The 18,729-nt window shown below is 66.8% G+C and carries 15 protein-coding genes and 1 riboswitch; of the genes, 10 read left to right on the forward strand and 5 right to left on the reverse strand.

Features of this window, described 5'->3' with window-relative positions; all coding sequences use genetic code 11:
• Nucleotides 1–26 precede the first annotated feature (26 nt).
• The 4 genes from tatA to GOACH_RS08860 all read left to right on the forward strand — a co-directional run bounded on the left by tatA (nucleotide 27) and on the right by GOACH_RS08860 (nucleotide 5,269).
• The gene (gene tatA / locus GOACH_RS08845; protein WP_005173631.1) at nucleotides 27–317 is read left to right on the forward strand and encodes a Sec-independent protein translocase subunit TatA; all 291 of its coding nucleotides are present in this window, start codon (nucleotides 27–29) and stop codon (nucleotides 315–317) included.
• Between the two features lie 20 nt (nucleotides 318–337).
• Nucleotides 338–1,348: a twin-arginine translocase subunit TatC gene (gene tatC, locus GOACH_RS08850; protein WP_005173633.1), complete on the forward strand. Its 1,011-nt coding sequence runs from the start codon at nucleotides 338–340 to the stop codon at nucleotides 1,346–1,348.
• A 54-nt stretch (nucleotides 1,349–1,402) separates the two neighbouring features.
• Nucleotides 1,403–4,210: a DEAD/DEAH box helicase gene (locus GOACH_RS08855; RefSeq protein WP_005173637.1), complete on the forward strand. Its 2,808-nt coding sequence runs from the start codon at nucleotides 1,403–1,405 to the stop codon at nucleotides 4,208–4,210.
• Between the two features lie 204 nt (nucleotides 4,211–4,414).
• On the forward strand, nucleotides 4,415–5,269 hold the full coding sequence (locus GOACH_RS08860) for a DUF4333 domain-containing protein (RefSeq protein WP_005173639.1): 855 nt from the start codon (nucleotides 4,415–4,417) through the stop codon (nucleotides 5,267–5,269).
• Here the strand turns inward: GOACH_RS08860 and GOACH_RS08865 are convergent, their stop codons facing one another.
• Entirely contained in the window at nucleotides 5,270–6,238 is a 969-nt protein-coding gene (locus GOACH_RS08865; protein ID WP_005173648.1) for a 5'-3' exonuclease, read from the reverse strand.
• Nucleotides 6,239–6,251: 13 nt separating this feature from the next.
• Between GOACH_RS08865 and GOACH_RS08870 the strand changes: the two genes are divergently transcribed.
• Nucleotides 6,252–7,412 (forward strand): M24 family metallopeptidase, encoded by a 1,161-nt coding sequence (locus GOACH_RS08870; protein WP_052003947.1) that lies wholly within the window; start codon nucleotides 6,252–6,254, stop codon nucleotides 7,410–7,412.
• 42 nt (nucleotides 7,413–7,454) lie between these two features.
• Here GOACH_RS08870 and GOACH_RS08875 read toward each other — a convergent pair whose 3' ends face one another.
• Nucleotides 7,455–7,856: a pyridoxamine 5'-phosphate oxidase family protein gene (locus tag GOACH_RS08875; protein ID WP_040518148.1), complete on the reverse strand. Its 402-nt coding sequence runs from the start codon at nucleotides 7,854–7,856 to the stop codon at nucleotides 7,455–7,457.
• Nucleotides 7,857–7,953: 97 nt separating this feature from the next.
• On the opposite strand from GOACH_RS08875, the gene dprE2 reads away from it, so the two are divergent.
• From dprE2 to GOACH_RS08895, 4 genes are read left to right on the forward strand one after another with little or no spacing between them, the layout of a single operon-like run.
• Nucleotides 7,954–8,730 carry a decaprenylphospho-beta-D-erythro-pentofuranosid-2-ulose 2-reductase gene (gene dprE2, locus GOACH_RS08880; RefSeq protein WP_040518150.1) on the forward strand — a complete coding sequence of 259 codons (777 nt, stop codon included), beginning with the start codon at nucleotides 7,954–7,956 and terminating at the stop codon, nucleotides 8,728–8,730.
• Nucleotides 8,727–9,950 (forward strand): bifunctional cobalt-precorrin-7 (C(5))-methyltransferase/cobalt-precorrin-6B (C(15))-methyltransferase, encoded by a 1,224-nt coding sequence (locus tag GOACH_RS08885; protein WP_005173661.1) that lies wholly within the window; start codon nucleotides 8,727–8,729, stop codon nucleotides 9,948–9,950. Before dprE2 ends, GOACH_RS08885 begins: the two co-directional genes overlap by 4 nt.
• Entirely contained in the window at nucleotides 9,947–10,735 is a 789-nt protein-coding gene (locus GOACH_RS08890; RefSeq protein WP_005173665.1) for a cobalt-precorrin-4/precorrin-4 C(11)-methyltransferase, read from the forward strand. The genes GOACH_RS08885 and GOACH_RS08890 overlap by 4 nt, the downstream gene beginning before the upstream one ends.
• On the forward strand, nucleotides 10,732–11,496 hold the full coding sequence (locus GOACH_RS08895; protein WP_005173667.1) for a cobalt-precorrin-6A reductase: 765 nt from the start codon (nucleotides 10,732–10,734) through the stop codon (nucleotides 11,494–11,496). The genes GOACH_RS08890 and GOACH_RS08895 overlap by 4 nt, the downstream gene beginning before the upstream one ends.
• On the opposite strand, the gene GOACH_RS08900 is transcribed toward GOACH_RS08895, so the two are convergent.
• From GOACH_RS08900 to cobG, 3 genes are read right to left on the reverse strand one after another with little or no spacing between them, the layout of a single operon-like run.
• The gene (locus GOACH_RS08900; protein WP_005173670.1) at nucleotides 11,484–12,995 is read right to left on the reverse strand and encodes a precorrin-2 C(20)-methyltransferase; all 1,512 of its coding nucleotides are present in this window, start codon (nucleotides 12,993–12,995) and stop codon (nucleotides 11,484–11,486) included. The two genes, GOACH_RS08895 and GOACH_RS08900, sit on opposite strands and share 13 nt — an antisense overlap.
• Nucleotides 12,996–12,999: 4 nt before the next feature.
• On the reverse strand, nucleotides 13,000–13,623 hold the full coding sequence (locus GOACH_RS08905; RefSeq protein ID WP_005173671.1) for a precorrin-8X methylmutase: 624 nt from the start codon (nucleotides 13,621–13,623) through the stop codon (nucleotides 13,000–13,002).
• Between the two features lie 51 nt (nucleotides 13,624–13,674).
• Nucleotides 13,675–14,874, reverse strand: a complete 1,200-nt coding sequence (gene cobG / locus GOACH_RS08910) for a precorrin-3B synthase (RefSeq protein ID WP_052003948.1) — start codon at nucleotides 14,872–14,874, stop codon at nucleotides 13,675–13,677.
• Between the two features lie 88 nt (nucleotides 14,875–14,962).
• Nucleotides 14,963–15,080, forward strand: a riboswitch (cobalamin riboswitch).
• Nucleotides 15,081–15,092: 12 nt separating this feature from the next.
• On the opposite strand from cobG, the gene cobN reads away from it, so the two are divergent.
• Entirely contained in the window at nucleotides 15,093–18,719 is a 3,627-nt protein-coding gene (cobN, locus tag GOACH_RS08915) for a cobaltochelatase subunit CobN (RefSeq protein WP_005173676.1), read from the forward strand.
• Nucleotides 18,720–18,729: the final 10 nt, after the last annotated feature.

Consider the following 18,729-nt stretch of genomic DNA (forward strand, 5'->3'; position numbering starts at 1 on the left):
ATGAATCCAAGTGGAAGGTAATCCTGATGGGTGCAATGTCGTGGTGGCACTGGCTGATCGTGCTGGTGGTGGTGCTGCTGCTGTTCGGCTCGAAGAAGCTTCCCGATGCGGCGCGTGGCCTCGGTCAGTCGCTTCGAATCTTCAAGAGTGAGGTGCAGGAGATGCAACGCGAAGGCGATTCCAAAGCCCCCGCGAGTCCGTCGTCTCCAGATGAGGCGACACCTCAGCGCGAACTGCCGTCCTCGGATTCGAACGCGACGGGCGAGACATCCACCGCTGCGCACACCTCCCCGGATCAGACCAAGAAGTCGGCGTAGCCGCGCACCGGGACACCTGAGTGCGGATTCCATTCGACCCGAGGTACCGCAAGCGCAAACTCAACCCCGACGGCACGATGCCGTTGGTGGAGCATCTTTTCGAGCTGCGTACCCGACTGCTCATCTCGATGGCCGCGATCGTCGTCACGACGATCCTCGGCTTCGTCTGGTATTCCTACGGCATCTTCGGGCTTCCCACGCTCGGCGACCTGCTTCGAGATCCGTACTGCTCCCTTCCCGCCTCGTCTCGTGCAACGCTGACCCCCGACGACTCCTGTCGACTGCTGGCGACCGGGCCGTTCGACCAATTCATGCTCCGGCTCAAGGTCGCCTTGACCGCCGGAATCGTGCTGGCCTGCCCGGTATGGCTCTACCAGATCTGGCAGTTCGTCACGCCGGGACTGCTGGAGAAGGAGCGCAAGTATGCGGTCTCGTTCGTATCCGCGGCAGCGGTGCTCTTCATCGCGGGTGCAGTCCTGGCCTATCTCGTCGTCGCCAAGGCCTTCCACTTCCTGCTGACCGTCGGCAACAACGTGCAGGTGACCGCGCTCGCGGGCGATCAGTACTTCGGATTCATGATCCATCTGCTGATCATCTTCGGGGTGAGCTTCGAACTGCCGCTGCTGATCGTCGCGCTGAATACCGTGGGAGTGCTGCGCTATCCACGGCTCAAGGCATGGCGCCGTGGGCTGATCTTCGCACTCTTCGTCTTCGCGGCCATCGTGACACCTGGCCAGGATCCGTTCACGATGCTCGCACTCGCGCTCGCCTTGACCGTTCTCCTCGAGGTGGCCATCCAATTCGCGCGTTTCAACGATCGGCGTCGAGCACGCAACGAACCCGACTGGGCCTCGATACCCGACGATCAGGCCAGCCCGCTGCCCGACGCCTCTCCTCGGCCGCAGCCGTCCGCGGTCGGAGCGCCGTCGCCGGTGCCCTCGTCGTCGAGAAGCGCGGGGACGATGCACACCACGACAGCGCAGGGGCGCACGTCCGTACGCGACTCATCAACCTTCGACGACGTGCTCTGAGTCACATGCCCACACAGTCGCGTCACGCTACAACGTTGATCTCCACTCACTGCGATGGCTGCTGACCACCGCGAGTTCGACCGCTTCGCGGCGAGCCTCTCATTTCACCTCGACGACTTCCAGCGGCGGGCCTGCCACGCACTCGAAGACGGGCGAGGGGTACTCGTGTGCGCGCCAACCGGTGCGGGCAAGACGATCGTCGGCGAGTTTGCGGTGCATCTCGCGCTGGCCGACGGGACCAAGTGCTTCTACACGACGCCCATCAAGGCCCTCAGCAACCAGAAGTACGCCGATCTCGTCGCTGTCCACGGCAAAGAGAATGTCGGCCTGCTCACCGGCGACAGCTCGATAAACTCCGACGCACCTGTGGTTGTGATGACCACCGAAGTGGTCCGCAACATGATCTACGCGAATTCGCCTGCACTACGCGGTCTTTCGCATGTCGTCATGGACGAGGTCCACTTTCTTGCCGACCGCTTCCGCGGCGCGGTCTGGGAGGAGGTGATCCTGGGGCTCGATCCGTCGGTGCGTGTGGTGAGTCTGTCGGCGACAGTCAGCAATGCCGAGGAGTTCGGTGACTGGATACAGACCGTGCGCGGCGAGGTCACGGTCATCGTCGACGAACATCGCCCGGTACCGCTCCAGCAGCACATGCTCGTGGGTTCGCGCATGTTCGACCTGTTCGACCCCCACCGGGACGGCGGTGGCAAGCCTCAGGTCAACCCCGAACTGAAGCGGTACATACGTCACCGCATGCTGCTGGCCGACGAGCACGACAGTGGTCGCGGACGCGATCGGCGTTCCGGACGGGGACGCCCGCGATCAACGCGTGGCAGGGGCCCCGGAGCATTGTCACGGCCTCAGCTTGTCTCTCGCCTTGACCGCGAGGGACTGCTTCCCGCGATCGGATTCATCTTCTCGCGGGTCGGTTGCGACGCCGCGTTGGCCCAGTGCCTCCGGTCGGGGCTGACGCTGCTGACCCCCGAGGAGTCCGCAGCCGTCGACGAGGTCGTCGACCGGCACCTCACGGAGATCTCACCCGGTGATGCCGACGTCCTCGGGGTCGACGAGTGGCGCGCGGGTCTGCGACGCGGCTTCGCCGCCCATCACGCAGGCCTGCTCCCGACGTTCCGTCACACCGTGGAAGAACTCTTCGTTCTGGGCCTGGTACGGATGGTCTTCGCCACCGAGACCCTGGCTCTCGGGATCAACATGCCTGCTCGCTCGGTCGTGCTCGAACGCTTGGTGAAGTTCAACGGGGAGTCGCACGTCGACCTGACGCCCGGTGAATTCACCCAGCTCACCGGACGTGCCGGACGGCGGGGCATCGACGTCGAAGGCCACGCCGTCGTGGTGTGGACTCCTGAGCTGGTACCCGAACAGGTCGCGGGCCTTGCTGGGGCCCGGACGTTTCCGCTGCGCAGTTCGTTCGCGCCCGAGTACAACATGGCCGTCAACCTCATCGGTCGTCGAGGACTCGCCGGGTCACGCGAACTGCTCAACAGATCGTTCGCACAGTTCCAGGCCGACCGCTCCGTCGTCGGGCAATCCCGCAAGGTCGACGACATGTACCGCCGACTGCGCAAGCTCGATGTCGAGCTCGCGGCGGCCGCGAACAGGCGCGGGATCGACCCCGGCACCATCACCGGGCTCGACGACGATCCCGACGCAAGCCCCTCGGACCCATACGGCGGCTTTCTCGGATACGTGACGCTCCGCGAGGAGATCCGTAGGCGCGAGCGTGATCTCAAATTCCGCAGCCGTGTCGCGTCACACGAGTCGACGGTCGCCGACCTTGCGAGCCTCAAACGCGGGCACGTCATCGGCGTGCACTCGGGGCGTCATCGTGGACTCGCCGTCGTGCTCGAACCCGCAACCCAGCCGACCGACCCCAAACCCCTGGTGCTGAGCGAGGACGCCTGGTGCGGACGGGTGGGCACCCGCGATTTTGTCAACCCACCCGAAGTGCTCGGCCATATGCGACTTCCCAAGAATCCCGATCGCCGCACCGGTCGAGGCCGGCGCGATCTGGCATCGGCATTGCGGTCGACCGGTATCGAGATGCCGCGGGGTCGCCAGAAAAAGAAGGCGTTGGCGGCCGACGACACCGAACTGGCGCGGATGCGCCACGAGCTGAGGGCACACCCCGCGCATCAGCTCGACAACGGCGACGACTTGTTCCGACTCGCCGAAGGGCGTAACCGACTGGTGCGCGACATCGTCTCCGCAGAACGTTCGATCAGCGAGCGCACCTCCACCCTCGGCGTGACCTTCGACAGGATCGTCGGGGTGCTCACCGAACTCGGATACGTCGAGCAGGAGCGCAACGAGGTCGTGGTGACCCCGACAGGTCAGCTGCTCAGCAGGATCTACAGCGAGAGCGACCTTCTCGTCACCGAGTGCATCCGCGCAGCGATCTGGGACACACTCGGACCTCCGCAACTCGCGGCCGTGGTCGCCGCGATGGTATTCGAGTCACGCCGCGACAGTCACGCAGGCGCCGACGCCATGCCGGGAAACGTCGAGCTGCGCACAGCGATCGCCGCGACGCTCGATATCTGGCATCAGGTCTCCGACGTCGAGCGACGTCACGGCGTATCACCGACACGCGAGCCGGATACGGGTTTCTCTGTGGCTGTATCGCTCTGGGCGGCGGGTCGCTCGCTGACCGAATCGCTTGCTGCTGCGGGCGAACGGGGCACCCTGCTCTCACCCGGCGACTTCGTGCGATGGAACCGGCAGATCGTCGATTTGCTCGAACAGATCCGACTCGGTGTCGGCGACGACGCTCCGCTCGCTCGCTCGGCTCGCGCAGCGGTGAAAGCGATTCGACGCGGCGTGGTTGCCGCAGAACTGGGCTGACGCAGGACGTGGTTCGAAGTGACGCAGCTGCCGCTATCGGAGTCCTGTACTGCTTGACCGACGATTCGACCCTGCTGAGGTAACGTTCACTTCGCATAACGGTCGGGGACGACGGCAGGGGAGACACGCGTCGGCCGCGACACCGTGACCGTTCACCACTGCGTACCACGTATCACTGCCGTGGGCTGAGTGAAAGAGAGACGTATGAGCCATCCGTACGACCCCAGCAACCCCGGTGACCAGACGTCGGCCGGCGCCCGGTCGAACGAGGGGAGCCAGCAGGGGGGTAACCAGCCCGGGCAGGATCCGCAGCAGCCTCCCCAGTATGGGCAGCCCGGCCAGTTCGGCCAGCCACAGGCCCCCCAGTATGGCCAGCCAGGTCAGTACGGCCAGCCACAGGCCCCCCAGTATGGCCAGCCAGGTCAGTACGGCCAGCCGTCGCAGCAGGGCTACTTCGGGCAGGCACCGCAGTCCGGTCAACCTCCCCTGTACGGCCAGCCCCCACAGCAGGGCCAGCCGGGACAACCTCAGTACGGCCAACCGGGACAATACGGACAGCAGCAGAGCCCTCAGCCCGGCCAGTACGGACAGCCCGGCCAGTACGGACAGCCCGGCCAGTACGGACAACCCGGCCAGTACGGCCAGGCGGCCGGGTTCGGAGAGGCGAACACCCAGCCGGGTCAATTCGGTCAGGCCGGTGACCAGTTCTCGAACATGACCGTCACGTCCGGATCGTCGAACCGTAAGCGCGCGGCCATCTTCGGCGGTATCGGGGCCGTGGTCGTGATTGCCGCGGTCATCCTCATCACCGCGTTCGCGTGGCCAGGGTGGGCGCCGAAGTCACTCGACCAGAATGCAGTTCAGGACGGGGTCAAGCAGGTCCTCACCAAGGACTACCAGGCCACTGACGTCTCGAACGTCTCGTGCCCCTCGGGTCAGAGCGTCGAGAAAGGCAGCTCGTTCACCTGCTCGGTCACGGTGGGCGGTCAGAAGCAACAGGTCAAGGTGACCATTCTCGACGACGACGGGAAGTACGAAGTCTCGCGCCCGACGAGCTGATCAGCGGGGCGTCAGCTCCCATCCGAGCGCGTCGGCGAGTCGGCCCACCGAGGCACCGATCCGTAGTTCGTCGATGAGGTCGGCCAGTCGTTCGGGATCGGCGGGCGCCGACGGCAGATGGTCGTCGGCGGTGCTCTCGACCGTCTGCGCGTCGGTGCGCACGGTCACCACGGTGCGTGCGGCACGGAGATACTCAGCGGAGTCGCGCAGTGACGAGCGAACGCGCGGGGTCAAAGTCGACGTCGGGTCGTCGACCGCCCCCTCCAGGGCGTCCAGGTCGCCGTAGGCGGTGATCAGTTTCGCAGCAGTCTTCTCGCCGATCCCCGGTACACCCGGCAAACCGTCGGATGGGTCCCCACGCAGCATCGACATCTCCGCGTACGCGGTGCCCGCACGACCGACGGGGACCCCGTACCGGTCAGCGACCTCGGTCGGACCCATCAACTCGGCTCTGGCGAGTCCGTGGCCTACGTAGAGCACGCGCACCGGCACGGGATCATCTGCGACCACCTGGAGCAGGTCACGATCGCCGCTGACCACAAGTACGTCGTCGACGGCTTCGGTGGCGGCGAGCGTGCCGATCACGTCGTCTGCCTCGCAACCCACCGCTCCGGATGTCATGAGTCCTGCCGCGGCAAGCACCTCGAGAATCATGTCGACCTGCGGTGTGAGGGTGTCGGGGACCTCCTCGACGTCGATCCCGGTGCGGGCGTCGTCGGCTCCGGAGTGCGGTGCCTCCTGTGCGACTCGGTGCGCCTTGTACGACGGCAGCAGCTCCGTGCGGAACGCCGGCCGCCAGTCGAGGTCGAGGCAGACGACGAGGCGTGTCGGATGGTGCTGGGACACCAGTGAGGCGATGGTGTCGATGAACCCGCGCACCGCGTTCACCGGCCGCCCGTCGGCTGCGGTGAGCTTTTCGGGCAGTGCATGAAAGGAGCGGAACCACAGGCTTGCGCCATCGAGAAGCATCACAGATCCGGCCATGTCCCAACTGTGCCATCCGCGTAGGCTTCGACTCGTGACCGCCACTGCAGAAGAGCGATTCGACGCCGAGGTGTACCGACGTCGCCTTGCGCGGGCCGCGATGCTGACCGGTAAGGCAGCACTCGACGCCCTGATCGTTTCACCCGGACCTGATCTGCGTTATCTGACCGGATCGCGCGCCGACACATTCGAGCGGCTGACGGCATTGGTCATCCCGGCCGCGGGAACTCCCCGGCTCGTGGTCGCCCGGCTAGAACTCGCCTCGGTACGCGATTCGGCGGTCAGCGAACTCGACATCGACGTCGTCGATTGGGTCGACGGCGACGACGCACACGCCCTGGCGCTCGCGGGATTGCCCGACAACGCCGCGGTCGCGGTCTCCGAGTCGATGCCCGCGCTTCATCTCGTTCCGATCGCAGATCGCCTGGGCAGAACCCCGGCACTGGCGACGCCGGTGCTGCGTCAGATGCGAATGATCAAGGATGACAACGAGATCGACGCTCTTCGCCGCGCCGGTGCTGCGATCGACCGGGTCCATGCACGCATGGGCGAGTGGTTGCGCCCGGGACGAACCGAAGCCGACGTCGCGGCCGACATCGCCGAGGCGATCGTGGCCGAGGGGCATACGGCGCCGGAATTCATCATCGTCGGATCGGGTCCCAACGGCGCCGATCCGCATCACGAGCAGTCCGATCGCGTGATCGAATCCGACGACATCGTCGTCATCGACATCGGCGGTCCCGTGGAACCTGGCTACAACTCCGACTCCACCCGCACGTATTGCTTCGCCCACCCGTCCGACGAACAGACGCGCGCCTACGCAGCGCTCGAAGCAGCCCAACGCAGGGCGGTCGCCGCAGTCCGTCCCGGGGTCACCGCGCAGGAGGTCGACTCCGCCGCACGCAAGGTACTCGTCGACGCCGGGTTCGGGGAGAACTTCATCCACCGCACCGGGCACGGTATCGGACTCTCGGTGCACGAGGAGCCCTACATCGTCGGCGGCAATGACCTCGTTCTCGAGGCGGGTATGGCCTTCTCGATCGAGCCGGGGGTGTACTTTCCCGGGCAGTGGGGCGCACGGATCGAGGACATCGTGATCGTCACCGACGACGGTTGTGAGCCGGTCAATCGACGCCCCCACGAACTACTGATGTTGTGAGCTGACACCGTCGACCGGTCACACGACCACCGCAGGCTGAGGTCAGTCGAGAAGCGAATGCGAGCCGAGCACGCGACGAACGGCGATCTCGATCACCACGCGCTGCGGATTCGGCTTCGGCTCGCGATACCGCTGGGCATAGCGGCGCTCTGCCTCCGCGACGCGATCACGATCGCGATGCACTGTGGCCGTGCCCTCGAGTGTCAGCCACCGCGGGCCGTCGACATTGCTCACCGCTGCGTAGCCCCCGCGTTCGGCGTTGCGCACCTTTTGACTGCCGTCGCGGGTGATGACACGCGCAATCCGGGTGTCGGGGTCGTAGGTGAATCCGACTGCCACCACGTGAGGTGTGCCGTCTGGTCGCAGCGTCGCAAGTGTTGCAAGATGTCGCTCGCTCAAGAAGTCGAGCGCAGCGGAACCTAGGTTGTCCGGGGTGCGCGGCATGTCGCCAACCATAGGTCACAGGCCTTCATGCTCCCGAGGCCCCCGACGGTGAGGCGCCGCTGTGGGCCTCCGGTCCGCCGGTGGAATACTGCGTGTCATGGCGCGCATGCACTCACACGAGGATCTGGGAACGATCGTTGTCTTCGGTGGACGCAGCGAGATCGGAATCGCACTCGCGAAGCGACTCGTCGAGGGCCGCAGCGTCGTTCTCGCAGCGCGTCGCTCCGACGACCTCGTCGACGAGATGGCCGGGATGCGCGCAGCGGGGGCCACCGACGTCACCACACTCGAGTTCGACGCCGACGCAACGGACACACATCCCGCGCTCATCGACACCATATTCAACGTGCACGGTCCAGTCGGCGCGGCGATCGTCGCGTTCGGCATTCTCGGCGATCAACGTCGCGCCGAGACAGACGTCGCGCACGCACTCCGGATCGCACAGACCGACTATGTCGGTCAGATCAGTGTGCTGACGCCGCTGGCGAATGCGCTACGCAGCCAGGGGTCCGGCACGATGATCGTGTTCTCGTCAATCGCCGGGGTGCGGGTCCGACGCGGCAACTATGTGTACGGCTCAGCAAAGGCGGGGCTCGACGGCTTCGCCAGCGGACTGGCCGACGCCCTGCACGGATCCGGAGTCCGTCTACTGCTCGCACGCCCTGGTTTCGTCATCGGCAACATGACCGCCGACCTCATGGCCGCGGGAACCAAGCCCGCACCCATGTCGGTCGACGCCGAGCAGGTCGCAGACGCAGTGGCACGGGCGTACCACAGTGGCCGATGGGAGGTCTGGATTCCCGGAGCGTTACGTGTCGTCGGGTTCGCCATGCGTTTCGTTCCGCGCGCGATCTGGCGCAGGTTGCCCCGATGACTGCCGAGGCGACGGATGTGCCACGGTTCGTCGTCGTCGGGATAGGCGCCGATGGCTGGGCCGGATTGACCGATCGGGCCCGCGACGAACTGCGCGGTGCGACAGTGGTCTACGGTTCGACACGACAACTCGCGCTCCTGCCCGCGCTCGATGCGACGACAGTCGCATGGACGTCACCGATGTCCGAGCACCTGCATCGGGTGGTGTCCGAGGCGACCGCCGCCGAGGTGCATGTGCTCGCCAGCGGTGATCCGATGTTCCACGGGGTCGGGTCGACGATCGTCGGTGCCGTCGGACGCGACAGGGTTCGAATTCTTCCCACGGTGTCGTCGGCGAGCCTCGCCTGTGCCGAACTCGGGTGGGATCTGGCGCGGACGCACGTGATCAGCACTGTGCATCACGAGGTCGAGTCCGTCGTACCGGTCGTGACCGACGGCCGCCGGGTCCTGGTGCTCAGTCGCGGTGCGCACACCCCATCCGAAGTCGCGGAGGTTCTGACGCGCAACGGATTCGGCTGGTCGTCGATGACCGTCCTCGAGCAACTCGGCGGACCGGGGCAGCGGATCGTCGAATCACTGGCACGCTCGTACCGACCTCAGCCGCACGATGCCCTGAACATCGTGGCCATCGAGTGCGTCGGACCGCGCACGTCCCGGCTACCCGGACTACCCGACGACGCATACGAGAACGACGGGCAACTCACCAAATCGGCGGTGCGCGCCCTGACCGTCTCGGCGCTCACGCCCGGTGGGCGAGCGCTCCTGTGGGATATCGGTTCCGGGTCGGGGAGTGTGGCCATCGAATGGTTGCGGGCAGACACCGAGGGGAGCGCCATCGCATTCGAGCGTGACCCTGTCCGCGCCGCACGACTGCAACGCAACGCCGCGCGCCACGGTGTGGCAGATCGACTGACCGTGCGCGGCGGGGTCCCCGACTCACTCGACGTCGCACCCGAGCCCGATGCGGTCTTCGTCGGAGGCGGACTCGACGACGGGGTGCTGACCGCGGCGTGGCAGGCGCTGCTCCCGGGCGGACGGTTCGTCGCCAACGCGGTCACACTCGACACCCAGTCACTGCTCGTCGAGTGGCACGCCCGCGCCGGCGGCACCCTTCGACGGCTCTCCATCGAGACCGTCGAACCGCTCGGTTCGCTGACGACGTGGCGCCCCGCGCTCCCGATCGTGCAATGGATCACCACCCGACAGGACGACCAATCGTGACCGTCTACTTCATCGGTGCCGGTCCTGGCGCCGCCGACCTCATCACGGTGCGTGGGGCGCGCACGCTGGGCAACTGTGCCACGTGCCTATATGCAGGATCGCTTGTCCCACAGCAACTCCTCGAGCTCTGCCCACCCGACGCCACCCTGATCGACACGGCTCGGATGCCGCTCGAGGAGATCATCACGCACATCGCCGCCGCCGACGCGGCCGGCGGTGATGTGGCACGATTGCACTCCGGCGATATCTCGCTGTACTCCGCGTTCACCGAACAGCGTCGCGAGCTCACGCGTCGGGGGATCGACGTCGAAATCGTGCCCGGGGTCCCCGCGTTTGCTGCCGCGGCTGCCGCTCTCGATACAGAACTCACCGTGCCGGGAATCGGGCAGAGTCTGCTGATCACACGTGTGTCGACGTTGTCGACGGACATGCCCCCCGGCGAGGAACTCGCTCGCCTCGCGCAGACGGGAGTGACCCTCGCCCTGCATCTGGCCGCGCACCGGGCCGCCGAGATCGTCGACGCGATCGCCGCTCACTACGGGGCCGAATGCCCAACGGCCACGGTGGCATTCGCATCGCGAGCCGATCAGGTCGTGCTCCGGTGCCCGTTGTCGGAACTACCGCAGCAACTCGCCGACCACGGAATCCGTCGCACCGCGGTCATCTTTGTCGGCAGGGTGCTCGATCCGTCGTCGACTACCCCGACCGACAGCTACCTTTATTCGCAGGCCCGCATGACGAAACTACGCAGCGGCGCGCACGACGACAGTCCATCGACGTCATGACCGAACCACCGGTGGTGCTGGTGCTCGGGGGTACCGGCGAAGCCCGCGACCTCGCCGCCGAACTCGACGCGCAGAATGTTCCGACGATCAGTTCCCTCGCCGGTAGGGTCGCGGACCCGCGCCTGCCCGACGGTGCCGTACGCGTCGGAGGGTTCGGGGGAGTAGCTGGTCTCACACAGTGGCTGCGCGACAACGGTATTCGGGTCGTCGTAGACGCCACCCATCCTTTCGCGACGGGTATCAGCGCCAATGCGGCCACGGCAACCCGCTCTCTGGGCCTTCCCCTGATACGCCTCTGCCGCCCGCCATGGTCGCCAGGCGACGGTGACGACTGGGTACGGGTTCCCGACATCGCCGACGCCGCAGGATATCTCGATGGACGCCGAGCACGCGTATTCCTGACGACCGGCAGAAAGGACGTGGATGCGTTCGCCCACATCTCGTCGGCGTGGTTTCTGATCCGGGTAGTCGACCCACCGCAGACCCGTATGCCCTCGCAGCGCACCGTGATCCGGTCGCGCGGCCCCTACCACGTGTCCGACGAGACGGCGCTGATGCGCGAACACCGCATCGAGGTACTGGTCACGAAGAACAGTGGGGGCGAGATGACCAGGGCCAAGCTCGTCGCGGCACGCGACCTCGGCATCGAGGTCGTGATGGTCGACCGGCCGCGCGAGCAGCCCGGCGTGCTGTCCGTCGACGACGTCGCTGCCGCCGCCGGTCAGGTGCGTCGTCTGATCGGTGGCGCTCAGCCGCTGTGATGACGCGGCGTGAAGACCAACCGTCCCCCGGCCCGCTCGGCGACCGTTGTCGTCGACGATCCGATGATCAGCATCGTTCGCATGTCGACGACCGACGGATCGAACCCGCCGACCGTGGTCACCGTCATCGATTCTTCCGGGCCGCCGACATCTCGTCCCACGATCATCACCCGGTCGGACGGGACGAGCTCGCGGAGCAGATCGTGGAGCCGCGGGACCTGCCAGGTCCTGCTCTGCGAACCCGGGTTGTAGACCGCGATGACCAGATCGGCGTGTAGCGCGTGCGTGATCCTGGCCTCGATCACCTCCCACGGCTTGAGCCTGTCCGAGAGCGAGATCACCGCGAAGTCGTGGCCGAGCGGGGCGCCGGCCACGGCTGCCACCGCCGTCGCAGCGGTCACCCCCGGCACAATCCGCACCGGAACGTCGGACCATCGAGGCTGCGCCGCGACCTCGGCGACCGCGGCCGCCATGGCGAACACGCCCGGGTCGCCGGACGACACGACGGCAACGCGGGCACCGCGTGAGGCAAGGTCGAGCGCGAACTCGGCGCGTTCGGCCTCGACACGGTTATCGCTGGCGTGCACACGCTGTCCCGGTCGGGGTAGCACTCGCCCCAGATAGGTGCGATAACCGACGAGGTCCGTGGCGGCCGCCAGTTCCGCGCGCACCTGGGGCGTGGTCTGTGCCCGCGCCCCAGGCCCGAGGCCTACCACGACGACCTCTCCACGCCCGCGCTCAGGTGCGGTGAATCGCGGATTGTTTCGGCGGCCCGGTACCACCGCCATGGAAAAGTATGGAACCTCCGACGGGTCGACGTCGGCGAGTGGCACCACGCGTTGAGCGGAGGTCGACGCACGTTCCACGTACCAGGCCTCGTCAAGCCGTCCTGCCTGCTCGAGGGCCGAGCGCACCGTCGTGAACGTGCGACCGAGTTTGAGAACCGCGAGGGCGTCGGCACCCGCGAACACCGTGCTCAACTCGTCGAGCGGCAGAGTGCCCGGCACGACGGTCAAGATCTCCTCACCTTCGACCAGTGGTAGTCCGAGGGCTGCCGATGCTCCACTCACCGATGTCACGCCGGGCACGATCTCGGTGTCGAACTCACCGGCGAGGCGCTTGTGCATGTGCATGTACGAGCTGAAGAAGAGCGGGTCGCCCTCCGCCAGCAGGCACACGTCCCGCCCCGCGCGCAGATGGCGTGCGAGGGTGTCGGCGCTCGCGGCGTAGAAATCGTCCAGCGCGCCTCGATAGCCACCGGGATGGTCGGTCGCCTCGACGGTGACGGGATACATCAGCCGTTCCTCGATCTGGTCGCCGCGCAGATACGGCTCGGCGACCCCGCGAGCGATGCTGTTCCCGTGCCGCGCACTGTGATAGGCGATGACATCTGCCGCGCCGATGACCTTGGCGGCCTTCACGGTGACGAGTTCGCTGTCGCCGGGTCCGAGGCCGACACCCCAGAGTTTGCCGCGGCAGCCAGGTGTCGAGGTACTCACAGCATCATTCCTGTGCAGTCGCGAGTGCGTTGACCGCCGCAGCGACGATCGCCGACCCGCCGCGTCGACCGGCGACGGTGATGTACTCCAGGTCGTCGCGGCCGGCAAGAGCCGCGCAGGATTCCGCCGCACCGATGAAACCGACTGGCGCTCCGACGACGGCCGCGGGTTTCGGTGCTCCCGCATCGATCATGTCGAGTAGTGCGAAGAGGGCGGTCGGTGCGTTCCCGATCGCCACGACGGCACCGTCGAGGCGCTCACGCCAGTATTCGACCGCCGCTGCGGTCCGGGTGGTCGACAACCGAGCAGCCAGTTCGGGCAGCCCGGGCTCCGCGAGGTAGCACAACACCTCGTTGTCGACGGGTAACCGCTTACGGGTCACTCCACTGGCGACCATCGTCGCATCGCACAGAATCGGTGCGCCCGATTCCAGCGCCGACCGTGCCGCCGACACGACACCGGGCGTGGCAACCACATCGTTCGTCAGGTCCGTCTCTCCGCACGCATGGATCATGCGGACGACGACCCCTGCGATGTCCGGCGGATACCCCGACAGGTCGGCTTCGGCGCGGATGGTGGCAAAAGACCGCCGATAGATCTCGGCGGCGTCGCGTAGGTAATCGGCCATGATGGGTCAACACTATCGGCGGACGTCGGTGATGCTCGCAGCGACCGCGTGTCAGCTCGACGTCGCCTGATAGCCCACGTCGGTGGCCTCGACCCGCAGGTGGGGTCGGCGCGGGGATCCGCAGCCCCGCGCACAGCCGACCCAGTGCTCGCGCTCGGTGACGGGTGCACCCGACGCCACCCTGCGTGCCACATCCTCGCGCACCGGTGCGAGACCACGCGAGCATCCCGGCGCGCCCGCGCAACTGGTGACTCGCGCCCACGCAGATGCGGCATCGAAGATCAGTCCCATCGGCGCGAGGACGCGGACCACGGTCTCCGCGACACCCTCACCGAGGTCGCAGATGAGGATCTCGCGGTCCGGGGTGAACAGCACCGGAGCCTCGACGGCGGCCAGGAACTCGGCCAGACGTGCGGGCAGACGCCCTAGTTCGACCACCGATCCCAGCAGCACACGGCCATCGTTCTGCTCGAACCAGCCCACCCGCGGGTCGTCGGCCGCTGCATCGAGCGGACCGGGTCGGAGTGGATCATCGAGCCGACCCCTCGCCCGGTCGAAGAGTTCGGCACGATCGCTCGACGTGAGATCGCTGATACGCCACGCGTCAGGCGCCACGTCGAGCACATCGCGCGCGACCGCCAACAACGCCTGTGCGACATCGGATTCTCGCGCAACAGATCCCGCGTTCTCGCCGCCGATGACGATATCGAACCCGACCGAACCGTTGCGTGCCACGCGTGCCCATCCGCACACGTCGGTGCCGCTGGACACGATGTCGGCATGCCCGTCGTCGAGGCCGAAGAGGAAGCGTCCGGACAGTGCTGCCAACGCCTCGTCGGCGCGCAGCGCCTGATCGAGCGCACGCGCCACAGGCCGGACGTCGGTCAGGCCACCGACCCGGCCACTGAACGGGCTGACCTCGATGTTGCGCACCTTCTCATGCGTACTGCTCGGCACGAGTCCGGCGTCGACGAGCGCGTCGGCCACGGCATCGACGTCACGGATAGCGCGTATCTGTACGTTTGCGCGTGCCGTGAGATCGATGAAGCCGTCGCCGTATTCGGACGCCACCCGCGCCAGCACCGAGAGTTGTTCGGCAGTGACCGATCCGCCGAGTAGGCGGATGCGCGCCAGTGCTCCGTCGGCCGCGGGGTGCGGGGCAAAGACTCCCGGACATCGATCCGATGTGGTGCGCCCGACCTCCGGGTCCGAAGGGCCCCCCGGATTCGACGACACTTCTGGGTCACGCATGCCTTCCAGCGTAGGCGCCGACGCCACGCGCAGGACGCACACGATCTCGTCGCGCCAGGCTGCACTAGGCTGAGCTCACGAGGTGTGCGGAAGCCGGTGCGAATCCGGCGCGGTCGCGCCACTGTGACGCGCGAGCGGTCCGCTCCTGCGAAGCCAGACCTGCGACCTCGGTCCATGTCCCATCTGTCTCCGCGCGAGTCGGAGTCCGAGGAGTTGCGATGATCCTGCTGCTGTCCACATCGGACACCGACCTCATCACCGCCGACGCCTGCGAGGCGGAGTACCGCGTCGCCAATCCGTCACGAATCCTGCTCGACGACGTGCCCGGCATGGTGGCCGACGCCGACCTCACCGTCGTCCGAATCCTCGGCGGACGTCGTGCCTGGGAAGAAGGACTCGACGCTGTCCTGGCGGTCGGGAAGCCGGTGGTCGTGCTCTCCGGCGAGCAACAGCCCGATCCCGACCTGATGGCCTTGTCGACGGTGCCCGCCGGTGTGGCCGCCGACGCCCACAACTACCTCGCATTCGGCGGGGTGCCCAATCTTGTCAACCTCCACAACTTCCTGTCCGACACGGTGCTGCTCACCGGCTTCGGATTCGAGCCACCGGCACAGACCCCGGGGTGGGGAATCCTCGAACGCGCCCCGTCCTACGCGGTCGCAGAAACCGCACCGGTGATCGGGGTGCTCTACTACCGCGCCCAGCACCTGGCCGGCAATACCCGATACATCGACGCCCTGTGTGCCGCCATCGAGGCCAGAGGTGGGCGGGCACTCCCGATTTTCTGCGCGTCATTGCGCACCGCACCGGACGACCTCGTCGAACTGCTCGCCACCGCCGACGCACTCGTCGTCACCGTCCTCGCTGCCGGCGGTGCCACGCCCGCCACGGCGTCGGCAGGCGGAGACGACGAGGCCTGGAACATCGAGCGTCTCGCCGCTCTCGACATCCCCATCCTGCAAGGCCTGTGCCTCACCGGGCCCCGTGCCGACTGGGAGGCCAACGACGACGGGCTGTCGCCGCTCGACGTGGCGACGCAGGTCGCTGTTCCGGAGTTCGACGGCAGGATCATCACGGTGCCGTTCTCGTTCAAGGAATTCGACGAGAACGGGCTGCCCTGGTATCAGCCCGACGCCGAACGGTGCGCGCGGGTGGCCGGAATCGCTCTGGCACACGCACGGTTACGACATGTTCCACCTGCGGACCGGCGGGTAGCGCTGATGCTGTCGGCATATCCGACGAAACACGCGCGTATCGGCAATGCCGTGGGTCTCGACACCCCTCGGAGTCTGGTGCGCCTGTTGCACGCCCTGCGAGCCGCAGGTTACGACATCGGACCCGAATCGGGTCCCGACGCCATTCCAGGGTTGGCCGACGACGATTCGGATGCGCTCATCCATGCGATCATCGACCGCGGCGGCCAAGACGCCGATTGGCTGACCGAGGAGTCTCTGGCTGCCAATCCGACCCGCGTGTCAGCAGCCGACTACGCGCAATGGTTCGCCACGTTGCCCGACGAGTTGCGCACTGCGGTCGAAGAACACTGGGGACCTGCTCCCGGCGATCTGTTCGTCGATCGGTCGGTACACCAGGACGGCGAGATCGTCGTTGCCGCACTGACGTTCGGCAACATCGCGATCATGGTGCAACCGCCTCGCGGCTTCGGAGAGAACCCCGTCGCGATCTATCACGACCCCGACCTCCCGCCGTCGCACCACTATCTGGCGTCGTATCGCTGGGTTGCGGGCAAACCCGGTGCCGCGCACGACATCCCCGGGTTCGGTGCCGACGCGGTCGTGCACATCGGCAAGCACGGCAACCTCGAGTGGCTACCTGGCAAGACCCTCGGCATGTCTGCGCAGTGCGGCACCGACGCCGCACTGGGCGACGTCCCGCTGATCTACCCGTTCCTGGTCAACGACCCAGGAGAAGGCACCCAGGCCAAGCGTCGGGCCCACGCGGTCCTCGTCGACCACCTCATCCCGCCGATGGCTCGGGCCGAGTCCTACGGCGACATCGCACGGCTCGAGCAACTCCTCGACGAGCACGCCAACATCTCGACCCTCGACCCCGCGAAACTACCCGCGATCCGCCAACAGATCTGGACTCTGCTGACAGCCGCGAAGATGGACCACGATCTGGGCCTGACCGAGCGGCCGGACGAAGAGGTCTTCGACGACATGTTGCTCCACGTCGACGGCTGGCTGTGCGAGATCAAGGACGTGCAGATCCGTGACGGCCTGCACGTTCTCGGCGAACCGCCGGTCGACGACGCCGAGGTCGATCTCGTGCTCGCCATGTTGCGGGCACGCCAGTTGTGGGGCGGCAGAGAGGCTTTGCCCGGGCTGCGGGAGGCTCTCGGATTGGTCGAGGGCGACGCCGCCCGCACCGACGTCGACGCCGTCGAAGCGAGTGCACGGGATCTGGTGGCGGCGTGCGCTAAAGGGGAGTGGTCGACGTCGGCCGTAGAGGACGCGGCAGTGGGTCTCCCGACCGCGGTCGGGGACGTATTGCGCTTCGCGGCAACGGAAGTGGTTCCGCGATTGAGACAGACGTCCGGGGAGATCGGGCGCATCCTGCACGCACTCGACGGCGGGTTCATCCCCGCAGGGCCGAGCGGATCACCGCTGCGCGGGCTGATCAATGTGTTGCCGACTGGCCGCAACTTCTATTCGGTCGATCCGAAAGCGGTTCCGTCCCGGCTCGCATGGGAGACGGGACGTGCGATGGCCGACAGCCTGTTGGCCCGCTATCTGACCGATCACGGCGAATACCCGGCGTCCGTCGGGCTCTCGGCGTGGGGAACCAGTGCGATGCGCACGTCCGGTGACGACGTCGCAGAGATCCTCGCCCTGCTCGGTGTGATGCCCGTCTGGGACGAGGCATCGCGTCGGGTCCGTGATCTCGAGCTGATCGAGCTCGATGAGCTCGGGCGTCCACGCATCGACGTCACCGTTCGTATCTCCGGATTCTTCCGCGATGCGTTCCCGCACGTCGTGACGATGCTCGACGACGCCGTCGCACTCGCGGCGTCGGCGGACGAGCCTGACGACCGGAACTTCGTTGCGGCGCACGCGCGCGCGGCGCTCGCCGAACACGGTGATCAACGCCGCGCCACAACGCGGATCTTCGGCTCGAAGCCGGGGACCTACGGCGCGGGACTTCTGCAACTGATCGATTCTCGCGACTGGCGCAGCGACGAGGACCTCGCACGGGTCTACACCGAGTGGGGCGGCTACGCGTACGGACGTGAACTCGACGGCGTCGCAGCCGTCGACGACATGCGCTCGGCGTACCGCAAAATCAAGGTGGCAGCGAAGAACACCGACACCCGCGAGCACGACATCGCCGACTCCGACGACTACTTCCAGTACCACGGGGGCATGGTGGCAACGGTGCGTGCACTGACCGGTCGCTCGCCGGAGGCATATATCGGCGACTCGACGCGACCCGACGCCGTCCGCACACGCACGCTCTCAGAGGAGACAAGTAGGGTCTTCCGCGCACGTGTGGTCAATCCGAGGTGGATCGCTGCCATGCAGCGGCATGGATACAAGGGCGCTTTCGAGATGGCCGCCACCGTCGACTATCTCTTCGGGTACGACGCCACGACCGATGTCGTCGCCGACTGGATGTACGAGAAACTCACCGAGTCCTACGTGCTCGACGAGCGCAACCAGGAGTTCATGAATCAGTCGAACCCGTGGGCGCTGCACGGCATTGCCGAGCGCCTACTGGAGGCTGTCGACCGCGACATGTGGGAGGCACCGCCGGCCGAGATGCTCGCAGCGCTTCGGTCGGTGTACCTGGAGGCAGAGGGTGAGATCGAGGGCAGAGCGGAGTAGCCACCCGCGC

Origin of the sequence: Gordonia aichiensis NBRC 108223 (assembly GCF_000332975.1) — a bacterium.
Taxonomy (GTDB): domain Bacteria; phylum Actinomycetota; class Actinomycetes; order Mycobacteriales; family Mycobacteriaceae; genus Gordonia; species Gordonia aichiensis.

Coding starts and splice junctions, on each gene's coding strand:
- tatA (WP_005173631.1), top strand. CDS start 27: ATGGGTGCAATGTCGTGGTGGCACTGGCTGATCGTGCTGGTGGTGGTG.
- dprE2 (WP_040518150.1), top strand. CDS start 7,954: ATGGCGCGCATGCACTCACACGAGGATCTGGGAACGATCGTTGTCTTC.
- GOACH_RS08860 (WP_005173639.1), top strand. CDS start 4,415: ATGAGCCATCCGTACGACCCCAGCAACCCCGGTGACCAGACGTCGGCC.
- GOACH_RS08905 (WP_005173671.1), bottom strand. CDS start 13,623: ATGGCCGATTACCTACGCGACGCCGCCGAGATCTATCGGCGGTCTTTT.
- GOACH_RS08895 (WP_005173667.1), top strand. CDS start 10,732: ATGACCGAACCACCGGTGGTGCTGGTGCTCGGGGGTACCGGCGAAGCC.
- cobG (WP_052003948.1), bottom strand. CDS start 14,874: ATGCGTGACCCAGAAGTGTCGTCGAATCCGGGGGGCCCTTCGGACCCG.
- GOACH_RS08870 (WP_052003947.1), top strand. CDS start 6,252: ATGTCCCAACTGTGCCATCCGCGTAGGCTTCGACTCGTGACCGCCACT.
- GOACH_RS08855 (WP_005173637.1), top strand. CDS start 1,403: ATGGCTGCTGACCACCGCGAGTTCGACCGCTTCGCGGCGAGCCTCTCA.
- GOACH_RS08885 (WP_005173661.1), top strand. CDS start 8,727: ATGACTGCCGAGGCGACGGATGTGCCACGGTTCGTCGTCGTCGGGATA.
- GOACH_RS08865 (WP_005173648.1), bottom strand. CDS start 6,238: ATGCTTCTCGATGGCGCAAGCCTGTGGTTCCGCTCCTTTCATGCACTG.
- GOACH_RS08875 (WP_040518148.1), bottom strand. CDS start 7,856: ATGCCGCGCACCCCGGACAACCTAGGTTCCGCTGCGCTCGACTTCTTG.
- cobN (WP_005173676.1), top strand. CDS start 15,093: ATGATCCTGCTGCTGTCCACATCGGACACCGACCTCATCACCGCCGAC.